The following is a 23018-nucleotide window of genomic DNA, read 5'->3' as shown; positions in this document are numbered from 1 at the left end:
ACGCCCTAAATAAATTTTTTATTGCTATTTTTCTGTTATTTTACAATATATTCAAGTTAAACAAGTTAAAATTGGAATAGCCCAATATCCTAACGGATAAAACACAAGTTTTTGTGGTCTAATCATAATATTATATCTAAAAAATATAGTTTAAATTCAAGACAATCCAAAGATGCTATAGAGCAAGCAAGGCAAACATTAATTTCACAAGAAAAATTATTAGAACTTAGGATTACAGAATACGAAGGTAAGGTAGGGGCTATTCTTAAGAAATTTGATAAAGGTGTGAAAAAAGAGAAAAGACAAGGGCTCATATCTAAACTAGATAAAAGACTAAGAAAGCTTTGCACTTATTTGGATTATAAAAGAAGTAATACACTACCGAAAGTTATATTTGGTGGTAAGGATAACTTTTACAAACGTTGCAAAGATTTAATATCTAAGGAAGAGTATCAAATTAGACGAAACAATCAATTTGCTTCTCGTGGATATTGTCATCAATTCGGTATGGATGTTCATAATGGTGCTGCTATGGTTATAGCAAGAAGAAGTTACAGATTTAAAGGAAAAGTGCCTAAATTATATGGAAATCTATTTAAACCGATACCAACTATAAAAAAAGGAAAGCTTATTTACGAAAATATTAATTATTCTAATGAATGGAGTAATTGGTCTAATGTTTCAAAAAGGATGAAAATGATTTTGCAAAAGGATTGTTATCCAAGATTTTTTATAGGGAATCGTAAGAATATAAAAGATATGATTCTAGCTTAATATAAGTTTATGTTTAAACTAGAACCTTGCACAAGTACACGTAGAGAAAGGCTTGTGTAAGTTACTACGCTGGGTTAACTGCCTCAATTCTTCAGAACTTTAATTTTATCAAAATTAAAGGCACGCTGGGATTAGCTGAAGTTTCTTCGGAAATTTAGGAGCTGAGCAAAAACCTGTAAAAAGCTCGCATCTATCTTCAAAAATTAAATTTACTTTAATGAGAGGAGAAGGTGTCTAAATCTAAAATATTCTGACTTGTTCAGATTTGTTTAGATTTAGGAAACCAGGTAAACTAATGAAAATAGAAACTTCAGATTATAATGTGATTAAGGTATTTAATGATAATATTTTGTTTGTTTATCAAGCTCATGTAGCAAAGATTCTTTATAAAAATGGGATAGGAATTGGAAAACATGCAGGAGATAGTATATCTAAAGATACTTCAATTGATAAAATATTTTCTATTGAAAATAAAATTAATTATAATAATTTTCATAAACTTATAAATAGTGTTGAGTTGGAAATGATTGCACTTTGTGAGGAAATAATATACATGATATCTACAGAACTAAATGAAGATTTACAAGAAAAGATTCATATATCACTTATTGACCATATAACATTTACCTTGAAGCGACTTGAAAATAATGGAAGTGTTGAAAACCCATTTTTAGTTGAAACTGAGACCCTTTTTCCAAGAGAATTTCAACTTGCTCAAAGGGCATCCACTATGATTGAGGATAAAACAAAAATTCACTTTTCAGATGATGAAATTGGATTTATAGCTTTGCACATACAATATGCAAGGAAAGATAAAGGCATGTATAATACAATAAAATACGAATTTGTATTAAATACCATTATAAAAATAATTGAAAGTGAATTAAATATTAAAATAGATAAAAAATCCTTAGAGTATGCTAGATTTATTACTCATATTCAATTTGCTATTCAAAGGATCTTGAACAACACACCTATTAAAAATGAATTATTAGGTACTATAAAGGATAAGTATCCTTCCTCCTTCAAGTTGGCACAAAAAATTTCATTATTCATTGAAGGAGAGCTAGGGTTAAAAGTTATTGAAGATGAAACTGCATATCTAGCTATACATATTCATAAATTTAAAAAAAATGAATCATCAGTTTTAAGTTTATAACTAAGCCTGTTTTAAATAACTGCTCAATTATATATATTTATCTAAGCATACGGCAAAATGATGAAAACGTATAAAGTCAATTGGAGGTCATATATTTTGAATAAGAGAATTAATACAATGTATTTTAGTGCAACAGGAACAACTCAAAAAGTAGTATGTGGAATAGCAAACGAAATCATGAAAAGTACTGATTTGAAAGGGGCTATAAAGAATATTGATTTCACATTATCTGAAGTTAGAAAACAACCAATATCTTTTACAAAAGAAGATGTTGTGATTGTAGGAATTCCGGTTATTGCAGGAAGGGTACCCAATGTACTATTGAAATATTTAAATACTATTGCAGGTAATAATGCTTTAGCAATTGTCGTAGTTGTTTATGGAAATAGAAATTATGACGATGCTTTGGTAGAATTAAAGGATATTTTAGAATCAGATGGTTTTAAAGTTATGGCAGGAGGTGCATTTATTGGAGAACATTCATTTTCTAAGATTCTTGCCCAAAATAGACCTGATGAAAAAGATATGGTAATTGTTGATGATTTTGCACACCAAATATATAATAAAATAATAACCAAAGATGAAGTTCAAACTTTATTTGTAAATGGAAATAAGCCTTACAGAGATTATTATAAGCCTAGAGATAAAAATGGTAAATTTTTTGATATTCGCAAGGTTACTCCTAAAACAAATAGTAATTGTATTAATTGTAAACACTGTGTAAGCATTTGTCCCACGGGTTGTATTGATTTTGAAGATGTATCCAAAATAAATGGGATTTGTATTAAGTGTTGTGCGTGTATTAAAAAATGTCCTACTGAGGCAAAGTATTTTGATGATGAAAATTATTTGAAACATAAACATGAATTAGAAAATGAATTTATAAATAGATGTGAACCGGAATTATTTATATAGATTGAATTAACTTGCCCACAAATCAATATAATATTTGGACGGTTTGTAGTAAGTGCTTTTTTATAAACAAAACTAAGGTTTTAATTTTTTAATAATATAATGGAGGTAAAATATGGACAAAGGAAGTATTATGGATAGGTTTTTCCCGGATAAATATGATTTTTATGAAATGTTAATTAATCAAGCAGAAATAAATGCTTTTGGGGTAGAGATGCTACATAAATGGCTGAGTAGTAGTTCTGATGAAGAAAAGCAAAAGCTATTTTTATATGTTAAAGAGGCTGATGAAGCTAGAATGATTATGGAAAGCAAATTAATAGAAGCTTTTACTACTCCATTTGATAAAGCAGATATCTATTCTTTTTCTAGTGCAATTGGTAAGATTATAAAATATACTAAATCAACACTATTATCCATGGAAACTTACGAAGTAGCAACAGATGATACTATAACCCTTATGGTTAGTAAACTAAAAGAGGGTACGGATTTTCTTTTAGAATCAATAAATGTTCTAAAAAATAATCCGATTAAATCACAAGATAATATAATTAAAATGAGAGCTACCAATACTGATATAGAGCGATTTTATAGAGAGAGAATGGCTATTTTATTTAAAACAAGCGATGCAATGAATGCAATAAAACATAGAGAAATATATCATCACATAAAAGATGCTTCTCTTAATTTAGAAGATGCTTTGGATATATTCCATAGGATAGTCGTGAGGCTTATATAACATCATTTTCAACGTGTTTTAATAATCAATCAGTTAATTTTTTTTTGTTCCCAGTCTAATTACTTCAGCTTTTATTTGATATTCATCGTTTGAAACTAGCTGATGATTAATAACTGTGCCATCTTGAATAGTATCTTTAAATGTTCTTACCTTATATCCTATTAAAGGGAATTGATCCTGAATACTTGTACCTACAGGAAGGGTAGGGTCATTTATATATTGAGTGGGACCAGGTTCAACAGCCTCATATATATCATTAACTAGATTATACGTCCTATTGTTTAAACTTGAATTAGAATAAACGTTAAAGGTTAGTATTTTATTTTCAACAATACTTTCAATATAGATTGGATATTTTAGTGTATTGACAAATTTATAGTCTAAATTACCCCAGTCTACAGTAGCATCCATTCCAAGTGGTATGTAAGTTGAAGGTATGGAATGATGATTTCGCTCAGTAGAATTAATGTTAGATCTAATTATTGTATTATATAACGCTGTAGAGACTTGACATATTCCACCACCGTAATCAGAACTTACTTTGGTTCCAATATCAACAGGAGCAGGCTTATAACCTTTGGATGCTGTTCTTTCACCAACTTTGCCATTGAAACTAAAGGTTTGACCTGGCATTAAAAGAGTGTCATTTATACTTTTTGTTGCAAGGGTTATATTAGTAGATCTACCATAAGAAGAACTAGTAAAATCAGAAGAAAAACTTGAGAGCTTTGAATTAATAGTTTGAAGCTTTTCTCTTGTTATATTTGCTAAAGTAGTTTTAACTACTGCTTCAATTATAATATTCGGTGCTTTTATATCTCCATTTATTTTGCTTAGAATGTTTTCTTCCAATTTATCTATTACTAGTTTAGCACCTCTCTTATCAGGTACAATTTCAAAATCCCCATTAATTCTAGAAATACTTCCATCTTTAGGAGCAATATCTATTTCCTTTTTCATTTTGGCAATTAACACATTAACTGGCTTAGGATCATATATGAACTTTAGACCAAGTTCTTTATTCACAGGTTTTGTAATTAACTTATACTTTTTGTACAGGTTTAAGTTTTTGCCGTAATTAAATGCCTCTTCAACTACCTCATCAATATTATATCTTGCATTGATTTTTTTATAATCTAGTGAATATGTTTTTAGCGGGGTTTTAATATTTATATTTTTCTTTAATATAGCTTCACCATACTTTTCATTTATCATACCTTTAGCTTCAACTAATGTTTTCCCAGATATATCTACCTCTTCTATTTTAATTCCTGGGTATACAAGACTTGTCCATTTATTTGTGCTGATATAGACATATCCGTAAACCATACTTGCACCTAAAACAACTATTAACAGTAAAACAATTATTGTGATGTTTTTTTTATTCATAAATTCAAGTATACCTCCAAAGTTCATTTTTCTTTTGTTTTATTTTTTTAAGACTGATTTATGTCACAGGCAATTTCTACATTATAGAATTATATCATAGATAGAAACACTATTGGTGTTTATTATACAAAGTAGTTGATTGGAAAATTAATACTTCCATTATGGAATAGATGTGATGACATAAAACCGCTTATAGAGCATTTCATAAATAACATGGTAAGTAAAATAAAAAAGGACGTACATAGATTTGATTTACACAAATATATGTACATTCCCATTATTTAAGATATACCATTATATTTTATTCTTTTCTAAAGAAATATTAACTTCAATAATCATTCCATCTACATTCATTTCTACACAAAGAATTTTATCAGCATTACTACTTGCCGTAAATTCACCCTGAATTAGGGTTGGTGTAGATATATCTACATTTATATTGTCATTTGAAAAATTCATTGCAATATTTGCGGTTAACATATTAACAAGCTCTGAGATAGCACTTTGTGGTATCTCATCAAAGTTCTCTACAGGCATTCCCATCATCATTATTGAAGCAATTTTTTTTGCAGTGTCAATACTCATGCCATAAATAATGTTGCCTTTAACATCTCCAATGATTCCAATAATAATTACAACACCCATGCTTTTTATATATTTACCTTTTACACTAATCCCCTTTTTTTCAATATTATTTATCCCTAGTTGTGGTAATATGTTATTAAATGATTCTAAAACTGGATTTATATGATTGACATCCATTCCCCTTCACCTCTATTAAAACCTATATTTATTGTCAAATTTCCAAATTGAGATTTCACAATAGCTGCGAATGTATCTTCTAATTCTGCTTTTGATATATTTATTGACTCACCATGAAATATAGTTGGCGGTGCAACTCTTAACCCAAATAACTTATTTTTCTTGTTTATCATTGAGCATGCATTTCCTGCAATCATATTAGATATTTCTGCCATGACATTAAGTAATTCCTCAGTGTTTTTAGGATCTCTTTTTAATAATATAGTTGCAAGGTTATTTGCTGTAACAGATGACATATCTAAAATTAGTCTACCTGAATATTTACCTGTAATGCCCATAACTATTGATATACCTTCACTATGTATAGCGAGATTGTCATTATTTTCATCTGTAATTTCTGGGACTGTCTTTGTAAGTTTATTGAAAATGTTCAATAAAGCCTCTTTAATTACATTAGAATATAGGTTTTCTAGTTCTAAATATAATTCTTCATCTGCCATAACTCTATTTATTAATAAAGATAATTCTTCTGAATCAACAGGTTTCTGAATATATCCACATACATGAGTTTTTTTTGCTTTTCTTATTAGTTCGTCATCCATCATCGAGCTGACAATTATTACTTTAATGTCTTTATCAATTTTATGTATAGCTCTTGTGCATTCAAAGCCATCTGTTCCTGGAAGAGTCATATCCATAGTTACTAAATCTGGTCTTACTCTACTAACTTCTTCAATAACTTCTTCTAATGATGTAGCTTCACCAACTACATCAAATCCACTTTCAGTAAGGGTATCTGTTAGTAATGCTATTTGAAAAGGTGAATCATCTACAATTAAAATTTTTACACTTTTCATAATTCCATCGCTCCTTTAATTTATATCGTATAATATGTTTATCGAATATATTAAAGTTTTCTACACTCTTATTTTTTTTGTGCAATATTTTTTTAGTAAATGGAATTTATTAAGGAAAGTTAAAAATGAAAATGGGGATATAATGCTGAAACATTTAGATAGTCACTTTTGGGATATAAACTAAAAAACCAACCTCCTTGAAGGCTGATTTTTTAGTAGTGAAATCTTTGGTCTGATTCTACTTTATATAAATAAATCTCTTTCACCCTTTGAAATTCTTTCGTAATAATCTGCCATTAATTTAGTTAAATTATGTTTCTTATAAAAATCCATAGTACTTATTTCTTCCAATTCCTTTAATATAAGTTTTTCACCGATTATTTTAGTTTCTGCACTTGCATAATCATCTAAATACTCTCTGAAAGTAAGAATGGCATTTAGTTTACAGAACTTGCCTTCTTCAGTTTTTTTAAGAAGTGTCATTATCTTTTGGCCAGTTCGACCACATCTATATCCAGATGTACAAAATGAAGTTATTTTCCCCATTTCAGCTAATTCTCGAACAACTTCATCAAGACTTCTAGGATCGCCTATTGTAAATTGTTGCTTTTTTTCTGATTCTTCTTTGGTATCTGCACTATATTCACCAATTCCAATTTTTGTTGAAGCATCTGTTTGAGTACAACCTATTTGTATTACTTCTTTTTTAATTTCAGCATCTTCTCTAGCAGTGATTATTAAACCGGTATAAGGTACTGACAGTCTTAAAACTGTAACAAGCTTTTTGAAATCTTCATCACTTACTGCATATTTTGAATTCCTGCTTAGATCTGAACCAGCTGCTGGTGTCATTCTTGGGAAGGATATAGTATGTGGACCGATTCCAAATCTTTTTTCTAAATCTGCAGTATGATATAAAAGACCCATAACTTCAAATCTCCAATCGTAAATACCAAATAACGCACCTATTGCAACATCGTCAACTCCAGCATCCATAGCTCTATGAAGTGCATAAAGTCTCCATCTATAATTTGATTTAGGACCACTTTTATGGACTTCACTATATGATTTTTTATGATAAGTTTCTTGAAAAACTTGATAAGTACCTATACCGACTTCATGAAGCTTTTTTAAATCGTCTATGCACATAGGAGCTGCATTAATATTTATTCTTCTTATTCTATTTGTTTTTCCACTCTTAGATTTTTTTTCTACTTTGTAAATTTCTTTAATAGTTTCTGCAATGTAATTTGCATCAGTTTTAGGGTGTTCACCGTATACTACAATCACCCTTTTATGACCTTGATCAATTATTGCCTCAGCTTCTTTTCTAACTTCATCCATGTTTAAAACTTTTCTAACTTCCTCTTTGTTATCTGTGCGAAAACCACAATATTCACAGTTATTTACACATAAATTTCCGCAATAAAGGGGAGCGAAAAAAACGATTCTATTATCGTAAACTCTTCTTTTTACCTCTGCAGCAGCTAAATACATTTCTTCCCAAAGAGAATCATCTTTTACATTTAAAAGTGCAGCACTTTCGTCAAAACTCAATCTTTCAATATTTAAAGATTTGTCGAGGATTTTTCTTATTTCATCTTTTGAATAATTGATATTTACCTTTAACTTTTTCTCGATTTCATTTTCATCAATAAAATCTTTACCATCGATTAAGTAATCATCAATTTCATTTTGTTTAATTACATTTTCTGACCAAGTCTTTTCATTAATATTCATTTTGCGTTCCTCCTAAAAATAAAAAATTCCTTCTTATAAATAAGAAGGATTTGTGTTTGTAAAACAAAAAAAGTTCTACTGACGTTTTGCACAAATTCCTATCATATAAGATTGCTCTACAATGTAAGGTTTTAATTATGAGTTTTAGATAATTTAAGAATGCTCTTAAAACATCTAATAAGATATTTTTTTAACAATTAAAGTGTATCAAATGTATTGAGCTTTTACAAGTAAAATCATCATATGTATTGACATAATATCTAGGGATTGATAAACTATTTATTAGTAAGGAAACTTGATAACATTTTATAGGAGAACACAAAAACTTTCTTTTAATCAAAGAAAGTTTTTTTAAAATTTGGGGAGGGTGCATATGAAAAAAATTGCTGTAATTAGTGCAATACTTGAAAACCCAGAAGCCTGTCAACAAACTTTTAATACGGTGGTTTCTCAGTTTAAGGGAATGATACGAGGCAGAATGGGAATTCCGTTTGAAGAGGGAATTACTGTGATATCTATTACTGTAATCGGAAGTCTTGATGAAATAAATAGTTTGACTGGAAAGCTTGGAAATATTAATAATGTATCGGTTAAAACTTCTATAGCTAAAATGGAAATTTAAACTTAATTAATGCATATATTTTATTCTTAATTACCATACTAGTAAGGTATTGATGAAATTAAATATATAGGAGGTTTTATTTATGCCAAAAGCTAAACAATATGTTGATCAAAGTATGACAAGTGTACAAAATACGGTTGCATCATTGCAACAAGCACTTAGTTCAGCAGAAAAACAAGATAATAAAGCTAAAATTCAATCAGCAATAGATTCTCTTAATTCTGCAAGCCAACAATTATCTAGTTATAAAGATTAATGTTATAAAATGGATTCCTTGGAATCTGCCTAGATTGTTTAAAAAACCAGTATAATTTTTTATTATACTGGCTTTTTTTATGTGCAATTGTAGCATATTATTATATTGATGAGTGTACCTTGCTTAAAAAATATCAAGAAATGATTTGTTTACTTTTTTCCATTTAATTGTTCAGCAATTATTCTTGATAAATATTTACCGGTATTTTTTACTTCCCCGATATCATTAGTATATGTGCCTACTTCAATTAGCATTGCATTATCACTTTTATTCTGACTATAGAAATCTATACCCCTATGATAAGCATATATTGGATGGTCTCTTAGAAGATTTGGATATAATTTATTTGATATTCCTATCATGGAATCTATTAATTTCTTTTGCTTAACGTATCTAGGATTTGCATCTGTTACTACAAACTGAAACTGAGCAACATTTTCACCATTTAATTTAGTCATAACTAGGTTTTTATTAGCTACACTATCTCTATGTATATCTATAATTAAATCAAAATCTCCATATTCATTTAAATACTTATCTAAAGTAACTCCAGATTTTTTGTAGGCATTGTTATAATCTCCTTTATCATGTACAGTTTTATCATGTATGACTGCAATTCCATAGTTGCTTTCTAATTCCTCAGTTATCACATCTCCTACAGCACATACACTTCTTGTTGGGTCTAAACTATTGGTAGTTTTAAGTGTTTCCTTGTCTGATGTACGATAAGCTTCACAGGTATGAGTATGATATATAAGCACTCGTGGTTCGGCTTTATTTAGAGTTTGCTTTAATTTAGGATTATAGAGGTCTGCAATCACATTAGGAGTTTCAACTTGAGCTTCTGATTTACTTACCTGCTTGTCATCTAAATTAAAGGGGTTAAGAATAAATGTTTTTATTTTATCTACACCATTGCTTTTATCAGTTACACTTACATCAGTAGCACCTTCATTATTATTTAAATATGCAATTTCTTTTGTTACTATTGATATAGGATTAGAAATGTCTATTCCTAAAAATGATAAAAATTCTATTTTCATGCTATTTTCATCGTTGGTTGACTGATTTTCTTTGTTTGAGCACTTAATTACGGATAATACATTATTTAAAACATTAACATAGAAATAATTTTGATATTCCCCTTCACTGTTTGCCTTAACACTTTTAGGTAAAAGCATGCCTAATAAAAAAATAATGAGTAATGTGAAAATAGTTAAAAATTTGTTTAGTATGCTTTTTTTACCTTTAAAATCTATTCCTATGTAACTCATATTTATCCCTCCTCCGTTTATAAAATATATGAATAATAAATATAGATATTACTAATTCTAATTAATAGTATATTTTTGCATAGTATTAGCATTTGTTTTAGTACATAGCAAGTTTAGCCACTTTTACTAGTTGTATAAAAATGTTATAATTGTGTGAATATATGATTGTATATTTTCAATAACATGTGGGGGGACTTTAAATGAAAGATATCCAGGAATATCTAAGGTTACAAGAGCGGATAAATAAAGAAATGTATCTTATATTATTAGACTTAGAAACAGTAGATAAAAGTGAAAAAGAGATATTATACTTAGAAAATAAACAACTGTTAGATAAACTTAGGGGTAGCAATAGCAGTATAGTGGATCAAACCAGAAATGAGTTTGTTTTGTTAAAAAATAGAATGGATTCACTGGTAAATACAAATGCCACTAAAAAATTAGGCTTAAATGTAGAAATATCTAACTTATTCCAGATTGCAGGTAACTTAGAAAGCAAGCTAATTAATCTGGAAACAAAAATTAGAGAGAACACTGTGTCACAAGAACCTATTAATAGTGATTTAACTGAAAGTGTGCCAATTGTAGCGCATACTACCGTTAAGAAAATACAAAGGAATGGACTAAAGCTAGGGGTAGGGGCACTAAACTTAGTTGGTATAATTTTAATTTTGATATCACTTTCTACATTTGGTAGATATGTTTATGTAAACTTTATGTCAAAAGAGATAAAGGGAGTATCACTGTTTGTAATATCCACACTAATTTTATTAGCTGGGGAATTATACTTTAGTAAGAAAAATTATAAATTTTCAAAAGGGATAACAGCGCTTGGAATATCTGGGTTATATACATCGGTAATAATAAATTACTTAGCATTAGATAATCTTACAGGTATAGCTGCACTTTCTATCACTGCAATTATAACTGGTGGAGCAATTTATTTAAGCTATAAAAAGGAATCAAATTTGCTTAGAATTGTAACCTTAATAGGAGCATATATATGCTTAGTACCTGTAGGTGAGATATCAGTGCAGCAGTCCTACATCATAGTTATAATATTAGTACTTATAAATACACTTAACATATATTTTCCATTGCAAGCAATAAAAAACAAAGATATAAATATATCATTTGAATTCTACACATCTATGTTAGCTTTATTCTCTACGGTTATAATTGAAATGAATTTTGATGAGAATGTTCAAATATTGCTTTTAATAGCAATCACTGTTATATATAGTGTGCAATTTATGCTGACATGCAAAGAAAGTGAAAGCATACTTAACTCCGTGGGGTTACTTCTGTATTTTTTAATATATCCACTGGTAACATTAGGAATATATGGTGACTCAACTATCTGGTATGTTCCACTAGTTGCTTACTGTACTATTGGAATTACAATACTATTAAGTGTGACAAATTCATCTAAATGGACTGGTTATGCAGGTACTGTATTAGCTTGTTTAGTCATTCTTATAAAAATAAACACAATGTGGGGAGAAGGGTATACTGCAATCACAATATTTGCAATATCCATTCTAGTTTTTATTACATTATTGGAATGGATAAAACATAGAAATTATCTTTTGAAATTAACGTTAAAAGGATTAGTTCTCATAAGTATATTAAGTTACATAATAAATTTAAATAAGCCTATTACTATAATATATTTAGTATTGTTTGCTTCAATACTCTATTGTTGTAAGGAATTTAAAAATAATTTAGTAATTATAGCATTTAAATATTTTTACCTCCTAACTATAGCAGGTTGGGTAATAAATCAGATTATAGATGTAGATGTGTTTAATAATTTAGAGTCATTTATAGTATTGAGTATTTGTGTTATATATACAATTATAATAAACAAAGTGAATATATTAAGACATGATAAAATAAAAATAATGAATTATATAAGTTTATGTTTTATAGCTTTTTGCTGTATAATTTCAGGCTTATTTGGGAGTACAGAGTTTTATTTAACTACTGCCCTTATAGTTTATCTTTTAGTATTCATGTTCAGGCAAGATTATGTGGAGAGTAAAATATTAAGACAAAACAAGGTGTTAATCTATGCACTGTTATCAACTTATATAGTGGTCAGGTTAAGTTTTATAGTGGAAGTAATGTATGAATTCAAACAATTACTACTTAGCACATCACTGATGTTAGTTGCTTTAGGTAGTGTATTTTTAGGATTTAAGATAAACAATTCTAAACTTAGAAAATACGGTTTAATGTTATCCCTTATAACTTGTGCTAAATTAATGTTGGTAGATTTTTATTCATTTAGCTTTATAATTAAGACAATAGTCTTTATGATAGTGGGGATAATAGCATTAATAATATCCTACACATTTTCTAAGTTAGAAAAGGACTATAAAAACACAAAAAAATAGAAAATGATGAAAAAGCAATTGAGAAATTTATAAATTTGGATTATATTTAAGGTGTGACATATACACAAACATAAAAAATTCAAAAGGAGTATTATATATATTGTTTATATCTGAAAGAAGTATAGGATTTAGAGCTTTTATAATAGGTGATTTATTCACTAAAGTGAAGGTTGCTGGAAATCCAGCTAGAGTAAAAATAAATGCTGATGAGTAGAATGGGCACCGGTAGCTAAATAGTAGCTATTGGTGCCCATTTTGTTGTAGATTCTAGCACTACAAAATGGAATTAACAAACTCGGTTTATAGAACTGCTAAAATTAGTTTACCTAACAAAAATTATGTAAACTAATTTTAAAATGTAAACTAAAATTATAATTTAAAGCGATGAAGTAAAAGAAAAAAATACCTATATTTTCCCCTTTCTATTTTTTATAAAATGTTGTACAATGTATACGAACATATGTTTGGAGGGGTAATATGAAAATTGTAGCAAAGCCCATAGAAGTTGTTTCCTGGACAGATGCATTGGGGAATATAAATCCTGTGAGATTTAAAATTACTAACGAAGATGAAAGTAATTCTGTTGTTAAAATAGATAAGGTTATTTGCGTTGATAAAGAAAAGTTGGCGGGCAACAATATGTTAGTGTTTAAATGCCAAAGCGTAATTAACGGAAATGAAAAACTATATGAGATAAAATATGAGCTAAGTACTTGCAGGTGGATATTATTTAAGATTTAGATTTTAGGTCAACTATCAACTACTAAGTAAACATCCAGCATTTGAAGGTGAACCTGGAACAATTATACTTAAACCAAAAGGTATGGAGATTGCTGAAAATAATAATCTGAATGATGAATATATGAAAAAGTGTTAAATTATTGTCACATTTGAATACCATAATAATTAGATATGATGAATAAGATTAATGTCATAATATGAAAAAATAGAGTATATTATTGAAGAAAACGGTTTTTTAAGTCAATATATGATTGTCTGGTGTTTTTCATTGAAAATTGAAGTTTGTACATTTTATATGGGTCTGATAGTATTGTTGAGGATGTATATTTAAAAGCATTATGATAAGAATTTAGACTTATATAAGTTTTGTTTTATATGTACTATTACAATAACAAATGGAGGAAATCATATGGAAACCCAAAACATATTAGAATTATTTGCCCTAGTAATTGTTACAGGTGTTTTATTTACGAAACTTAGTAAAATGATAAAAGTGCCTGATGTTGTACTGTTTATAATTGCAGGGATTTTACTTGGACCTAGCTTTTTAAATCTGGTAAATATAGGCAGGTACCCTGTTGGTAATGATCTAATATTAACATTTGGCGCTGCTTATATTTTATATGACGGTGGACGAGAAATCGAGCTAAAAATACTGAATAAAGTAAAGGTATCATTATTTCTTATGTCTACGGTAGGAGTTTTAATATCTACATTTATTACTGGATTTTTTGCATCGATTATATTTAAGATGGATTTTATGTATGCATTATTATTAGGTTCAGTTATTGCATCAACAGATCCCTCGGTACTTATTCCCCTTTTTAAAAAAATGAAAATAAGTGATAAATTAAAACAATTTATAATATCTGAATCAGCTTTTAATGATGCAGCAGGTGCAATTATTACCTTTGCAATACTAGGAATTATACAAGGCGGTAGCTTCTCAATTCAAACAAGTCTCTTAGAATTAGCTAAAACCTTCTTTGGAGGTATAGGAGTAGGTTTAGTTGTTGGAACAATGTCTACATTGCTTATTACTCATGACAAGTACGGCTATTTTAGGGACAACCCTGCAGAAATAAGTATAGCAACAGTTGCAGGTGCTTACGTTATTGCTACTCATTTTGGACTTAGTGGTTTTATGGCAGTGTTTATTGTTGGTATTATTTGTGGGAATAAGAAACTCTTTAGACTTCGTATAAAAGATGACCCTTATATTACACAAACAAGATTTAAAGAAGTTTTAACACTTTTACTACGTATGATGATTTTTATTCTACTGGGTACACATATAGATTTTGCATCAGTTGCACTATACTGGAAACAAGCAATATTAGTAGTAGGAGTTCTTATATTTATAGCAAGGCCTGTATCTGTTCTTCTTTGTGTAACATTAGATAGAAAAGCAAAATGGAATTTTAAAGAAATTATATATTTGATGTGGATTAGGGAGACAGGTGTAATTCCTGCAGCTCTTGCTGGTATGATGGTTTCAATGCACGTGCTACATTCTAACATTATCTCTTCCGTAACGTTTATTACAATATTAATAACTTTATCCGTTCAGGCAAGCACTGCTCAATGGTTAGCAAAAAAGTTAAAACTAGAAGTTTAATAAGAAGGAAAAAAGTATATATTACGCGTATTGAAATACGTGTAATATATACTTTTTTTGCGCATAATACCATACCGATATTATGGTGTAACAATTTGTTTTGTTATTACCATATAGACCAAATCAATGATAAGGTATATTATAGATATAATGTCAATGTGGCTGAGAAGGGGGCTTTAAAATGGAAAAAACTTTAAAGGATAGAAAAGATGTAGAACAATCACTTACTTGGGATTTATCTGCTATTTATGCAACAGAACAGCAGTATAATTCAGCTGTAAAAGAGCTTCAAGGACTTACTTCCAAAGTGGAAAAAAATTATAAAGGGAAGCTGAGTACAGCAAGAAATATTAATCAATGTTTGGATAAAGTGAGAGAGATAGCTGAGATTTCGTGCCTTGCAGAATCTTATGCAGAGCTTGCAGTTTCAGTGGATTATACTAACAATGAAAACCAAGATAGAGAGATGCAATATATGAATATTGCATCTGATATTGACAGTAGACTGAGCTTTGTAAAAAGTGAGATTATGCAAGCTAATGAGAAAATTATTGAAGATGCGATAATTGGCTCAAAGGAAAACAGCAATTATTTAAAGGATATAAAAAGAGATAAGGCACATGCACTTCATCCAGAGGTAGAAAGAGTATTAGCAGCTTTAACGGGTACATTAGAATCTCCTTATGGTATTTATGAACAAGCTAAGCTTGCAGATATGGAGTTTAGTAATTTTATTGTAGACGGAGTGGAACATCCACTTAGTTTTGGACTTTTTGAAGATGAGTGGGAATCTGAAAATGATATAAAGATCCGTAGAGCTGCTTTTGAAGCTTTCTCTTGTAAATTGAGGGAATATCAGAATACAATAGCTGCAGCTTATCAGACTCAAGTACAAAAGGAAAAAACAATGGCAACACTTAGAGGGTTTGATTCTGTTATAGATAGTTTGTTATTCTCTCAAAAAGTAGATAGGAAGTTATATAACAGGCAGATAGACTTAATTATGGAAAAGCTAGCACCTCACATGAGAAAGTATGCAAGGCTTCTTAAGAATATACATAAAATAGAAGAAATGACCTTTGCGGATTTGAAGATTTCAGTTGATCCAGGTTACGAGCCTAATATAACAGTAGAGGGGTCTAAAAAATACATTGAAGGGGCCCTATCCATACTTGGTGAAGATTACCTTACAATGATTAAAAGAGCTTATGATGAGAGATGGATTGACTTTGCGCAAAACAAAGGAAAAGCTACAGGAGCCTTCTGTGCAAGTCCTTATGGAAGCCATTCTTTCATTTTAATTTCTTGGACTGAAAAAATGGCAGAGGTATTTACACTAGCTCATGAGCTTGGACATGCGGGACATTTTGAGTTATGTAACAAAAGCCAAAATATATTTGATACAGAGGTCTCAACATATTTTGTAGAAGCACCATCTACAATGAATGAGATGCTTATGGCAAATTACCTTATGAAAGTTAATGATGATCCAAGATTTAAGAGATGGGTTTTATCCTCAATGATAGGACATACCTATTATCATAACTTTGTAACACACCTTTTAGAAGCAGCATATCAAAGAGAGGTATACAATATAATTGATCAGGGCGGAAGTGTTCAAGCTACAAAGCTTAATGAAATAAAAAAAGGTGTACTTGAAAAGTTCTGGGGAGAAGACGTAAAAATAAATGATGGAGCAGAACTTACATGGATGAGACAGCCTCATTATTACATGGGACTTTATCCTTATACTTACAGTGCAGGACTTACCATAGCCACAGAGGTTAGCAAGAGAATTTTAAGTGAAGGTAAGCCGGCTATAGATGATTGGAGAGCTGTACTTAAAGCAGGGTCAACTAAAACACCAGTAGAGCTTGCGAAAATGGCAGGAGTAGATATAAACACAGAAAAACCACTACTTGATACTATAGAGCATATTGGTAATATAATTGATGAGATAATAAAGCTTACTGAGGAAATAGAAGGCTAAATAATAGAAGCAAAATCAGTCGTTTTTTCCTTGAAAATACCACGGATTAGCTTATCTTTATATGTATGTAAAAATAAGCTAATCTTTTGATTGGAGTGTTTAATATGTGTAATAACGAAAATTTTCTTCTAACAATTTTAGAAACCAGTGATGTTCATGGAACTGTATTACCTATAAATTATTCGGATAATTCCTATGCAAACTGTGGTCTTGCAGTTTTATCTACCATAATTACTAAGGAGAGAAAAAAAAATAAGAATACCTTACTTATAGATAATGGAGATATGCTTCAAGGTGCAGCCCTTACATATTTCCATGCTAAAATAAGCAATAATATGCCTAATCCAATGATTGAAGCTATGAATATTATGGGATATGATGCTGCTGTAATTGGCAATCATGAATTTAATTACGGTAGAGCTTATTTAGATTATGCTATTGAGACTTCAAATTTTCCATGGCTATGCGGTAACATAACAAAAAAAACCACAGGGGAAAGCTTTACGCATAGGCCTTACATTATTAAAACTTTTGATAATGGTTTAAAAGTAGGTATATTAGGACTGACTACTAAGTATATTCCGAATTGGGAAAATCCAGAAACAATCCAAGATTTAAATTTTAATGATGTAGTAGAGAGTGCAAATAATTGGCTTGAAGTAATGAAAAAGCAAGAAGCTACGGATATAAATATAGTAGCATATCATGGAGGGTTTGAAAGAAATTTAGAAACTGGTAAGCCATCGGAAACACTTACAGGAGAAAATCAAGGCTACGAGCTATGTATGAAAGTGAATAATATGGATGTGCTTTTAACAGGACATCAACATAGAGTTATAGAAAATTTATCAGTAAATGGTGTTTTAGTTATGCAACCAGGTTGCAACGGTAATTCCATAGGTAAAGTATCCATTGATTTGGTTAAAAGCTCTGGTAAATGGTCTATAGCTAACAAAATATCTTCAATTATTGATGCAAATGATTCGGAGGTTGATAAAAGAATTTTAGATTCTATAAGTCCAATAGAAACAAAGGCACAAGCATGGCTTGATACTCCTATGGGACATATTGAAGGTGACATGCTTATTAAAGATCCTTTAAAAATAAGACTGCAAGATAATGCTTATAGTGAGTTTATAAATAACATTCAGATGGAGGCAGCAAAGGTTGATATATCTACTACAGCTATTTTTGACAATCACTGCAAGGGATTCCAGCACAATGTTACCATGAGAGATATCATATCGAATTATAAATATCCGAACACACTAAAGGTAATTAGCTTAAAAGGCGCTGATATCAAAGCAGCTCTAGAAAAAACAGCAGAATATTTCAGCATAATTCATGGCAAAATAGAGGTGTCCATGAATGGTATTAATCTTAAGCTTCAACATTATAATTATGATATGTGGGAAGGAATTGACTATGTTATAAATATTTCAAAACCCATAAACTCTAGAATAACTAAAATTAATTATAAAAATCATCCTCTTAATTTGGAGGGTGACTATGCTGTGGTAATGAATAATTATAGGGCCGGTGGCGGTGGTAATTATTTAATGTTTAAGGGGAAACCTATCCTTAAAGATATACCAATAGATATGGCTGAACTAATTGCAAATTGTTTTCTTGAAAGAAAAACCATCAAAGCAACAGTGAATAATAATTGGAAGGTTATACAATGAAAACAAACAGTGCATTGTTTAGCTGACCTTGATAGCTTGGATAAACTTGTAGATAACCATATTGACCCAAAAGATTCCACCTCTTAGGTGATGAGTAATTCATGTAAGAGTATTAAATTACTATGTGGCTTCATAAACATATAAAATATATTAATTTAATAGGAGAAATATAAATGAAGAATGCTTTTAAATATATTGGAAACTTAATGGGTGGTACATTCTGGCTTTTATTCATGGCGGGTTGTATATTTTTACTTATGTTTATATTTAAATGATATACTAATTACAGATAGATGGAAAGCTGAGATTGAGAATGACTTTACATACGGAGGTAAAAATAGAATAAGTATACATGGAAAATGTAGAAAATTAAGGGATTAAAGTGTTATATATACTTTAGTAGAGTATAATGTTGAAATAAATAGTAATTAGTGATATGATACAGTAAGAATATTCTAAATATTGCGTAAAGAATATTAATTATTATGAAATGGCAGTTCGAAAGTTATGTTGTGTGGTTTAAGTAATAATCTAAAAAAAATTGAGTGTAATTAATGTCAATTCATGATTATAAAGCAATTACAATTGATGGCGATGAAGTATTTCTAGAAATATATAAGGGAAAGGTACTGGTTATAGTTAATACGGCCAGTGAGTGTGGTTTTACACCTAACAATGGATAGCAAAGGAGAGAACCACTTAAGTATATTTAAATATACTTAAGTGGTTCTTTTGTGGTAAAAATAGTTAATGTGTTAAAGTTGAGTACACTGTAATTTAAGTTTTCCACCATATTTTATTAAAATATATTTAACTTTTTTATTTTCACAGTAATCTAAGGGGGTTAAGCCTGTAGAATTTTTTGAATTTATGTCAAGACCTAAACTAAGGAGAACTTTTAAAAATTCTTCAAAGTGCTCATCAGGACAGTTATTATAATCAGTGTGAAGAAGTGTGTTCCCATATTTATCCTTTACATTGATATCTGCTCCATATTCTACAAGAAGATTAAGAAGCTCCACAGAGTAATTAAAGCTGCAGTGAAATACAGGTGTTTTACCGGATATATTGATTTCATTAACTTTAGCTCCTTTTTCAAGTATCATAGTTATCACATCTATCTGAGGATTTACTCTTGCACAAAGGTTATGAAGTGGAGTTTCCAAGAATTCACTGTGATGACTATTAATATCGATACCGCTATTTATTATAAGCTCGATTGTTTTAAAATAGTTATTTTCACAATTATTAATGGCATAATGAAGTATACTTTCTAGCTTAAAGTCAGAATTTAAATCATTAGTGGCCTTCAAATAATGATTTATTTCATCAATGTTACCTACTTCAATATATCTATTAATTGAGTTAGGTTCTGTAGAAAAGATATTACCAAATATTTTCATGAGTACCTCCTTTAAATAGTAATACATACTAGTCTATGATGTTACATTTTTAGGTTTAATAAAATAAGTTTATTACCCTAATATTATTATTTTAACATATCAAGATTAAAATGAAAAATATTTTTATAAATATTGAATTTGTAATGGATATTGAATTTGAGATAATAATATCCGAATTTACAGTTTTAAATATAAGGGACGTATTTTAGTTAAGAATTTATTGCTATGCAAATATTTAGAAATTAATTAAAGACAAACTAGGCATATTGTCATAAATCTGTTATAATAGAAAGAAATATCTGAAAATTTTGAAAGCTTTAGACGAAAGTTAGCATAATGCGGAGGACTTTTATATAATGGGAAGTAAATCCTAGGCCCTTAACAGTATAAAAAGCAATCATTTACATCATGAAGAGGGGGATTATTATGAAAATTCAATTCTATGGAGCAGCCAAAACTGTTACAGGTTCATGTCATATTTTACACATAAATGGAAAGACTGTTTTGCTTGATTGTGGGTTATATCAAGGCAGAGGTGAAAAGGAATTTGCAAATGAGCAATTTGATTTTAATCCTAAAGAGGTAGATTATGTTATTTTATCACATGCTCATATAGATCATAGTGGAAGAATACCACTACTTTATAAGATGGGATTTAAAGGAGATGTTTTATCCACTGAAGCGACAATGGATTTATGTAGTATTATGCTTCCAGACAGTGGGCACATTCATGAATCAGAGGTTGAGTGGAAAAATAGAAAAAGAAAACGTCAGGGATTAAAAGCTATAGAACCACTATATACATTTAAATTAGCTGAGTTGTCTCTTTCACTTTTTAGAGCATTTCCCTATGATGAGGTGATAGAGGTTTTTGATGGATTAAAAATAAGATTTAGAGATGCAGGGCATCTTTTGGGTTCTGCTATTATTGAATTATATATTACAGAAAAAAATCAAGAAGAAGTAAAACTTGTTTACAGTGGTGATTTGGGAAATATAAATAAGGCAATTATAAAAGATCCAACCATAATTAATTATGCAGATTATTTGATAATTGAGACCACTTATGGCAATCGGGTTCATCCTGAGATTCGCGAAGATTTAAAGGAGTTATTAAAAATAATCAAGGACACCTTTGCAAGAGGGGGAAATGTTGTTATACCTTCATTTGCAGTGGGCAGAACCCAGGAAATTTTATATGAATTAAATGAATATGTAGAAAATGAAGATTTGAAGGATATTCAAGTTTATATAGATAGTCCACTAGCTATTCAAGCAACAAAGGTATTTGAAAGCCATAATGAGGATTATGACAAAGAAGCTAAAGAACTTGTAATGAAAGGGGATTATCCGTTTAGGTTTGATGGTTTGAAATTCTCAGTTTCATCTAATGATTCCATGGAAATAAATAAAATTCAAAGTAAGGCAATAATTATTTCGGCAAGTGGTATGTGTGATGCTGGTAGAATAAAACATCATCTTAAGCACAATTTGTGGAGAAAAGAATCATCAATTGTTTTTGTAGGATATCAAGCCGATGGAACCTTGGGAAAAAATATAGTAGGTGGCGCAAAAACAGTTAAAATATTTGGAGAACCAATTGCTGTTAATGCTCATATTTATAACCTGGAGGGATTATCAGGACACGCTGATAGAAACGGATTATTAAGTTGGATAGAAAGCTTTATGGAAAAGCCAAAGGAAATTCTGCTTGTTCATGGAGATAAAGAAGCACAGGAGAGTTTTAAAATTCTATTGGATTCCAAGGACTATAGTTCTAGAATTGTTGAAAGTGGAGAGGAATTCTATATAGGTGAAGAAGCTGATATTACTTCCCAAACTTATAAAACTAAAAAAACTTATAAAGCTGATAATGCTGTTAAAGCTGATAAAGTTTATAAAAATTATAAAGCTGATGAAAATTTAAGAAATAAATTGATAAAGGACATTAAATCAATAAATAATATTGAAAGATTAGATAAAGAAAATTTGCTTGATATTATAAAAGGCATTATTTACGATGAAGAGGGATATAAATAATATTTTAAAATAAAAATCATTATTGTAAGTATAGTTATAAGCAGTTAGTGGATAGAAATCCATTAAAGGTTACTTATCTATAATATTGTATATATCGAATAAACTTTCTGAAACAACGGTTTATTCGATATTTTTTTATGGCCCAATAGCGCTTTTGATATTACACCATTGCATATTACGATTGAATAGCAACAAAAATGTATAAAGATGTAAATAAAAGTGAGATATATGTGTTATAATTTAAATATCAACTACTACATGCAGTTCTATTTCTTTTATTTTTAGCAAGTATTCCATATTTTACTAAGAGATGATAGATTACTATTAATGCAATATAGAAAAAGTAATAATATTTCGGTCAAGAGCAAAAGGGAATAAAAAATGCAAATTGAGATACAGATTTGTGTATAGGTTATGGAGGTTTGAACTACCCATGACTAAAAGTCACGGGATTCCTGATTCAACGAACATAGCCTTAACTCTTACGAGTTAATGGTCTAACATGTTCTCCTACAAAAGAAATACTTTTGCTCTTCTGCTAATTAGAAGACAGGCTTTTCCCACTGTCCCAAGCGGTACTTCGGTTATATTACACTAAACCTAAGAGTCTAATCCCTTCCTTCCTTATATTTAGTGAAGCATTTATATCTCTATCATG

The 23018-nt window shown here is 29.6% G+C and carries 18 protein-coding genes and 1 pseudogene; 13 read left to right on the top strand and 6 right to left on the bottom strand.

Annotation, left to right across the window (positions count from 1 at the left end):
- The first annotated feature begins 111 nt into the window (after nucleotides 1–111).
- From ACREVU_RS04435 to ACREVU_RS04420, 4 genes are all read left to right on the top strand, one after another.
- Nucleotides 112–774 (top strand): hypothetical protein, encoded by a 663-nt coding sequence (locus ACREVU_RS04435; protein WP_431550417.1) that lies wholly within the window; start codon nucleotides 112–114, stop codon nucleotides 772–774.
- A gap of 295 nt (nucleotides 775–1069) precedes the next feature.
- On the top strand, nucleotides 1070–1933 hold the full coding sequence (locus tag ACREVU_RS04430; protein ID WP_431550419.1) for a PRD domain-containing protein: 864 nt from the start codon (nucleotides 1070–1072) through the stop codon (nucleotides 1931–1933).
- Nucleotides 1934–2026: 93 nt separating this feature from the next.
- The gene (locus tag ACREVU_RS04425; protein ID WP_431550418.1) at nucleotides 2027–2848 is read left to right on the top strand and encodes an EFR1 family ferrodoxin; all 822 of its coding nucleotides are present in this window, start codon (nucleotides 2027–2029) and stop codon (nucleotides 2846–2848) included.
- Nucleotides 2849–2960: 112 nt separating this feature from the next.
- Nucleotides 2961–3584, top strand: coding sequence for a DUF47 domain-containing protein (locus ACREVU_RS04420; protein ID WP_431550416.1), 624 nt, complete (start codon nucleotides 2961–2963; stop codon nucleotides 3582–3584).
- A 33-nt stretch (nucleotides 3585–3617) separates the two neighbouring features.
- On the opposite strand, the gene ACREVU_RS04415 is transcribed toward ACREVU_RS04420, so the two are convergent.
- The 4 genes from ACREVU_RS04415 to hydG form a co-directional block, all read right to left on the bottom strand.
- Nucleotides 3618–4973 (bottom strand): VanW family protein, encoded by a 1356-nt coding sequence (locus ACREVU_RS04415; protein ID WP_431550415.1) that lies wholly within the window; start codon nucleotides 4971–4973, stop codon nucleotides 3618–3620.
- 294 nt (nucleotides 4974–5267) lie between these two features.
- On the bottom strand, nucleotides 5268–5735 hold the full coding sequence (locus tag ACREVU_RS04410) for a chemotaxis protein CheX (RefSeq protein ID WP_431550414.1): 468 nt from the start codon (nucleotides 5733–5735) through the stop codon (nucleotides 5268–5270).
- Nucleotides 5717–6592: a response regulator gene (locus tag ACREVU_RS04405; RefSeq protein WP_431550413.1), complete on the bottom strand. Its 876-nt coding sequence runs from the start codon at nucleotides 6590–6592 to the stop codon at nucleotides 5717–5719. Before ACREVU_RS04405 ends, ACREVU_RS04410 begins: the two co-directional genes overlap by 19 nt.
- Before the next feature lie 243 nt (nucleotides 6593–6835).
- Complete coding sequence (gene hydG / locus ACREVU_RS04400; protein ID WP_431550412.1) at nucleotides 6836–8332, bottom strand: [FeFe] hydrogenase H-cluster radical SAM maturase HydG; 1497 nt, start codon at nucleotides 8330–8332, stop codon at nucleotides 6836–6838.
- Nucleotides 8333–8705: 373 nt separating this feature from the next.
- Between hydG and ACREVU_RS04395 the strand changes: the two genes are divergently transcribed.
- Both ACREVU_RS04395 and ACREVU_RS04390 read left to right on the top strand, forming a co-directional pair.
- On the top strand, nucleotides 8706–8954 hold the full coding sequence (locus tag ACREVU_RS04395) for a TM1266 family iron-only hydrogenase system putative regulator (RefSeq protein ID WP_431550411.1): 249 nt from the start codon (nucleotides 8706–8708) through the stop codon (nucleotides 8952–8954).
- Nucleotides 8955–9036: 82 nt separating this feature from the next.
- Entirely contained in the window at nucleotides 9037–9210 is a 174-nt protein-coding gene (locus ACREVU_RS04390; RefSeq protein WP_431550410.1) for a hypothetical protein, read from the top strand.
- A 149-nt stretch (nucleotides 9211–9359) separates the two neighbouring features.
- Here the strand turns inward: ACREVU_RS04390 and ACREVU_RS04385 are convergent, their stop codons facing one another.
- Nucleotides 9360–10484 carry a stage II sporulation protein P gene (locus ACREVU_RS04385; protein ID WP_431550409.1) on the bottom strand — a complete coding sequence of 375 codons (1125 nt, stop codon included), beginning with the start codon at nucleotides 10482–10484 and terminating at the stop codon, nucleotides 9360–9362.
- 200 nt (nucleotides 10485–10684) lie between these two features.
- On the opposite strand from ACREVU_RS04385, the gene ACREVU_RS04380 reads away from it, so the two are divergent.
- The 6 genes and pseudogenes from ACREVU_RS04380 to ACREVU_RS04355 all read left to right on the top strand — a co-directional run.
- Nucleotides 10685–12883, top strand: a complete 2199-nt coding sequence (locus ACREVU_RS04380) for a DUF2339 domain-containing protein (protein WP_431550408.1) — start codon at nucleotides 10685–10687, stop codon at nucleotides 12881–12883.
- A 477-nt stretch (nucleotides 12884–13360) separates the two neighbouring features.
- Nucleotides 13361–13624, top strand: a complete 264-nt coding sequence (locus ACREVU_RS04375) for a hypothetical protein (RefSeq protein WP_431550407.1) — start codon at nucleotides 13361–13363, stop codon at nucleotides 13622–13624.
- 409 nt (nucleotides 13625–14033) lie between these two features.
- Nucleotides 14034–15242, top strand: a complete 1209-nt coding sequence (locus ACREVU_RS04370; protein WP_431550406.1) for a cation:proton antiporter — start codon at nucleotides 14034–14036, stop codon at nucleotides 15240–15242.
- A gap of 181 nt (nucleotides 15243–15423) precedes the next feature.
- Nucleotides 15424–17232 (top strand): oligoendopeptidase F, encoded by a 1809-nt coding sequence (gene pepF / locus ACREVU_RS04365; protein WP_431550405.1) that lies wholly within the window; start codon nucleotides 15424–15426, stop codon nucleotides 17230–17232.
- Between the two features lie 104 nt (nucleotides 17233–17336).
- Nucleotides 17337–18917 carry a bifunctional metallophosphatase/5'-nucleotidase gene (locus ACREVU_RS04360; protein ID WP_431550404.1) on the top strand — a complete coding sequence of 527 codons (1581 nt, stop codon included), beginning with the start codon at nucleotides 17337–17339 and terminating at the stop codon, nucleotides 18915–18917.
- A 554-nt stretch (nucleotides 18918–19471) separates the two neighbouring features.
- Nucleotides 19472–19588, top strand: a pseudogene (locus tag ACREVU_RS04355) (glutathione peroxidase); the annotation flags it as partial.
- Nucleotides 19589–19672: 84 nt separating this feature from the next.
- Here the strand turns inward: ACREVU_RS04355 and ACREVU_RS04350 are convergent.
- The gene (locus ACREVU_RS04350; protein WP_431550403.1) at nucleotides 19673–20320 is read right to left on the bottom strand and encodes an ankyrin repeat domain-containing protein; all 648 of its coding nucleotides are present in this window, start codon (nucleotides 20318–20320) and stop codon (nucleotides 19673–19675) included.
- A 426-nt stretch (nucleotides 20321–20746) separates the two neighbouring features.
- On the opposite strand from ACREVU_RS04350, the gene ACREVU_RS04345 reads away from it, so the two are divergent.
- The gene (locus ACREVU_RS04345) at nucleotides 20747–22360 is read left to right on the top strand and encodes an MBL fold metallo-hydrolase RNA specificity domain-containing protein (RefSeq protein ID WP_431550402.1); all 1614 of its coding nucleotides are present in this window, start codon (nucleotides 20747–20749) and stop codon (nucleotides 22358–22360) included.
- The last annotated feature ends 658 nt before the right edge of the window (nucleotides 22361–23018 follow it).

It is taken from the genome of Clostridium sp., assembly GCF_050717535.1.
In the GTDB taxonomy this organism is placed as follows: domain Bacteria; phylum Bacillota; class Clostridia; order Clostridiales; family Clostridiaceae; genus Clostridium_AD.
The sequence above is the reverse complement of the archived record's forward strand: the minus strand, read 5'-3'. Positions and strand labels throughout refer to the sequence as shown.

Excerpts from the sequence above, each read along its gene's own strand:
- hydG (WP_431550412.1), bottom strand. The coding sequence starts at position 8,332 with ATGAATATTAATGAAAAGACTTGGTCAGAAAATGTAATTAAACAAAAT.
- ACREVU_RS04395 (WP_431550411.1), top strand. The coding sequence starts at position 8,706 with ATGAAAAAAATTGCTGTAATTAGTGCAATACTTGAAAACCCAGAAGCC.
- ACREVU_RS04430 (WP_431550419.1), top strand. The coding sequence starts at position 1,070 with ATGAAAATAGAAACTTCAGATTATAATGTGATTAAGGTATTTAATGAT.
- ACREVU_RS04405 (WP_431550413.1), bottom strand. The coding sequence starts at position 6,592 with ATGAAAAGTGTAAAAATTTTAATTGTAGATGATTCACCTTTTCAAATA.
- ACREVU_RS04350 (WP_431550403.1), bottom strand. The coding sequence starts at position 20,320 with ATGAAAATATTTGGTAATATCTTTTCTACAGAACCTAACTCAATTAAT.
- ACREVU_RS04420 (WP_431550416.1), top strand. The coding sequence starts at position 2,961 with ATGGACAAAGGAAGTATTATGGATAGGTTTTTCCCGGATAAATATGAT.
- ACREVU_RS04415 (WP_431550415.1), bottom strand. The coding sequence starts at position 4,973 with ATGAATAAAAAAAACATCACAATAATTGTTTTACTGTTAATAGTTGTT.
- ACREVU_RS04370 (WP_431550406.1), top strand. The coding sequence starts at position 14,034 with ATGGAAACCCAAAACATATTAGAATTATTTGCCCTAGTAATTGTTACA.
- ACREVU_RS04380 (WP_431550408.1), top strand. The coding sequence starts at position 10,685 with ATGAAAGATATCCAGGAATATCTAAGGTTACAAGAGCGGATAAATAAA.
- ACREVU_RS04360 (WP_431550404.1), top strand. The coding sequence starts at position 17,337 with ATGTGTAATAACGAAAATTTTCTTCTAACAATTTTAGAAACCAGTGAT.
- ACREVU_RS04385 (WP_431550409.1), bottom strand. The coding sequence starts at position 10,484 with ATGAGTTACATAGGAATAGATTTTAAAGGTAAAAAAAGCATACTAAAC.
- ACREVU_RS04390 (WP_431550410.1), top strand. The coding sequence starts at position 9,037 with ATGCCAAAAGCTAAACAATATGTTGATCAAAGTATGACAAGTGTACAA.
- pepF (WP_431550405.1), top strand. The coding sequence starts at position 15,424 with ATGGAAAAAACTTTAAAGGATAGAAAAGATGTAGAACAATCACTTACT.
- ACREVU_RS04410 (WP_431550414.1), bottom strand. The coding sequence starts at position 5,735 with ATGGATGTCAATCATATAAATCCAGTTTTAGAATCATTTAATAACATA.
- ACREVU_RS04345 (WP_431550402.1), top strand. The coding sequence starts at position 20,747 with ATGAAAATTCAATTCTATGGAGCAGCCAAAACTGTTACAGGTTCATGT.
- ACREVU_RS04375 (WP_431550407.1), top strand. The coding sequence starts at position 13,361 with ATGAAAATTGTAGCAAAGCCCATAGAAGTTGTTTCCTGGACAGATGCA.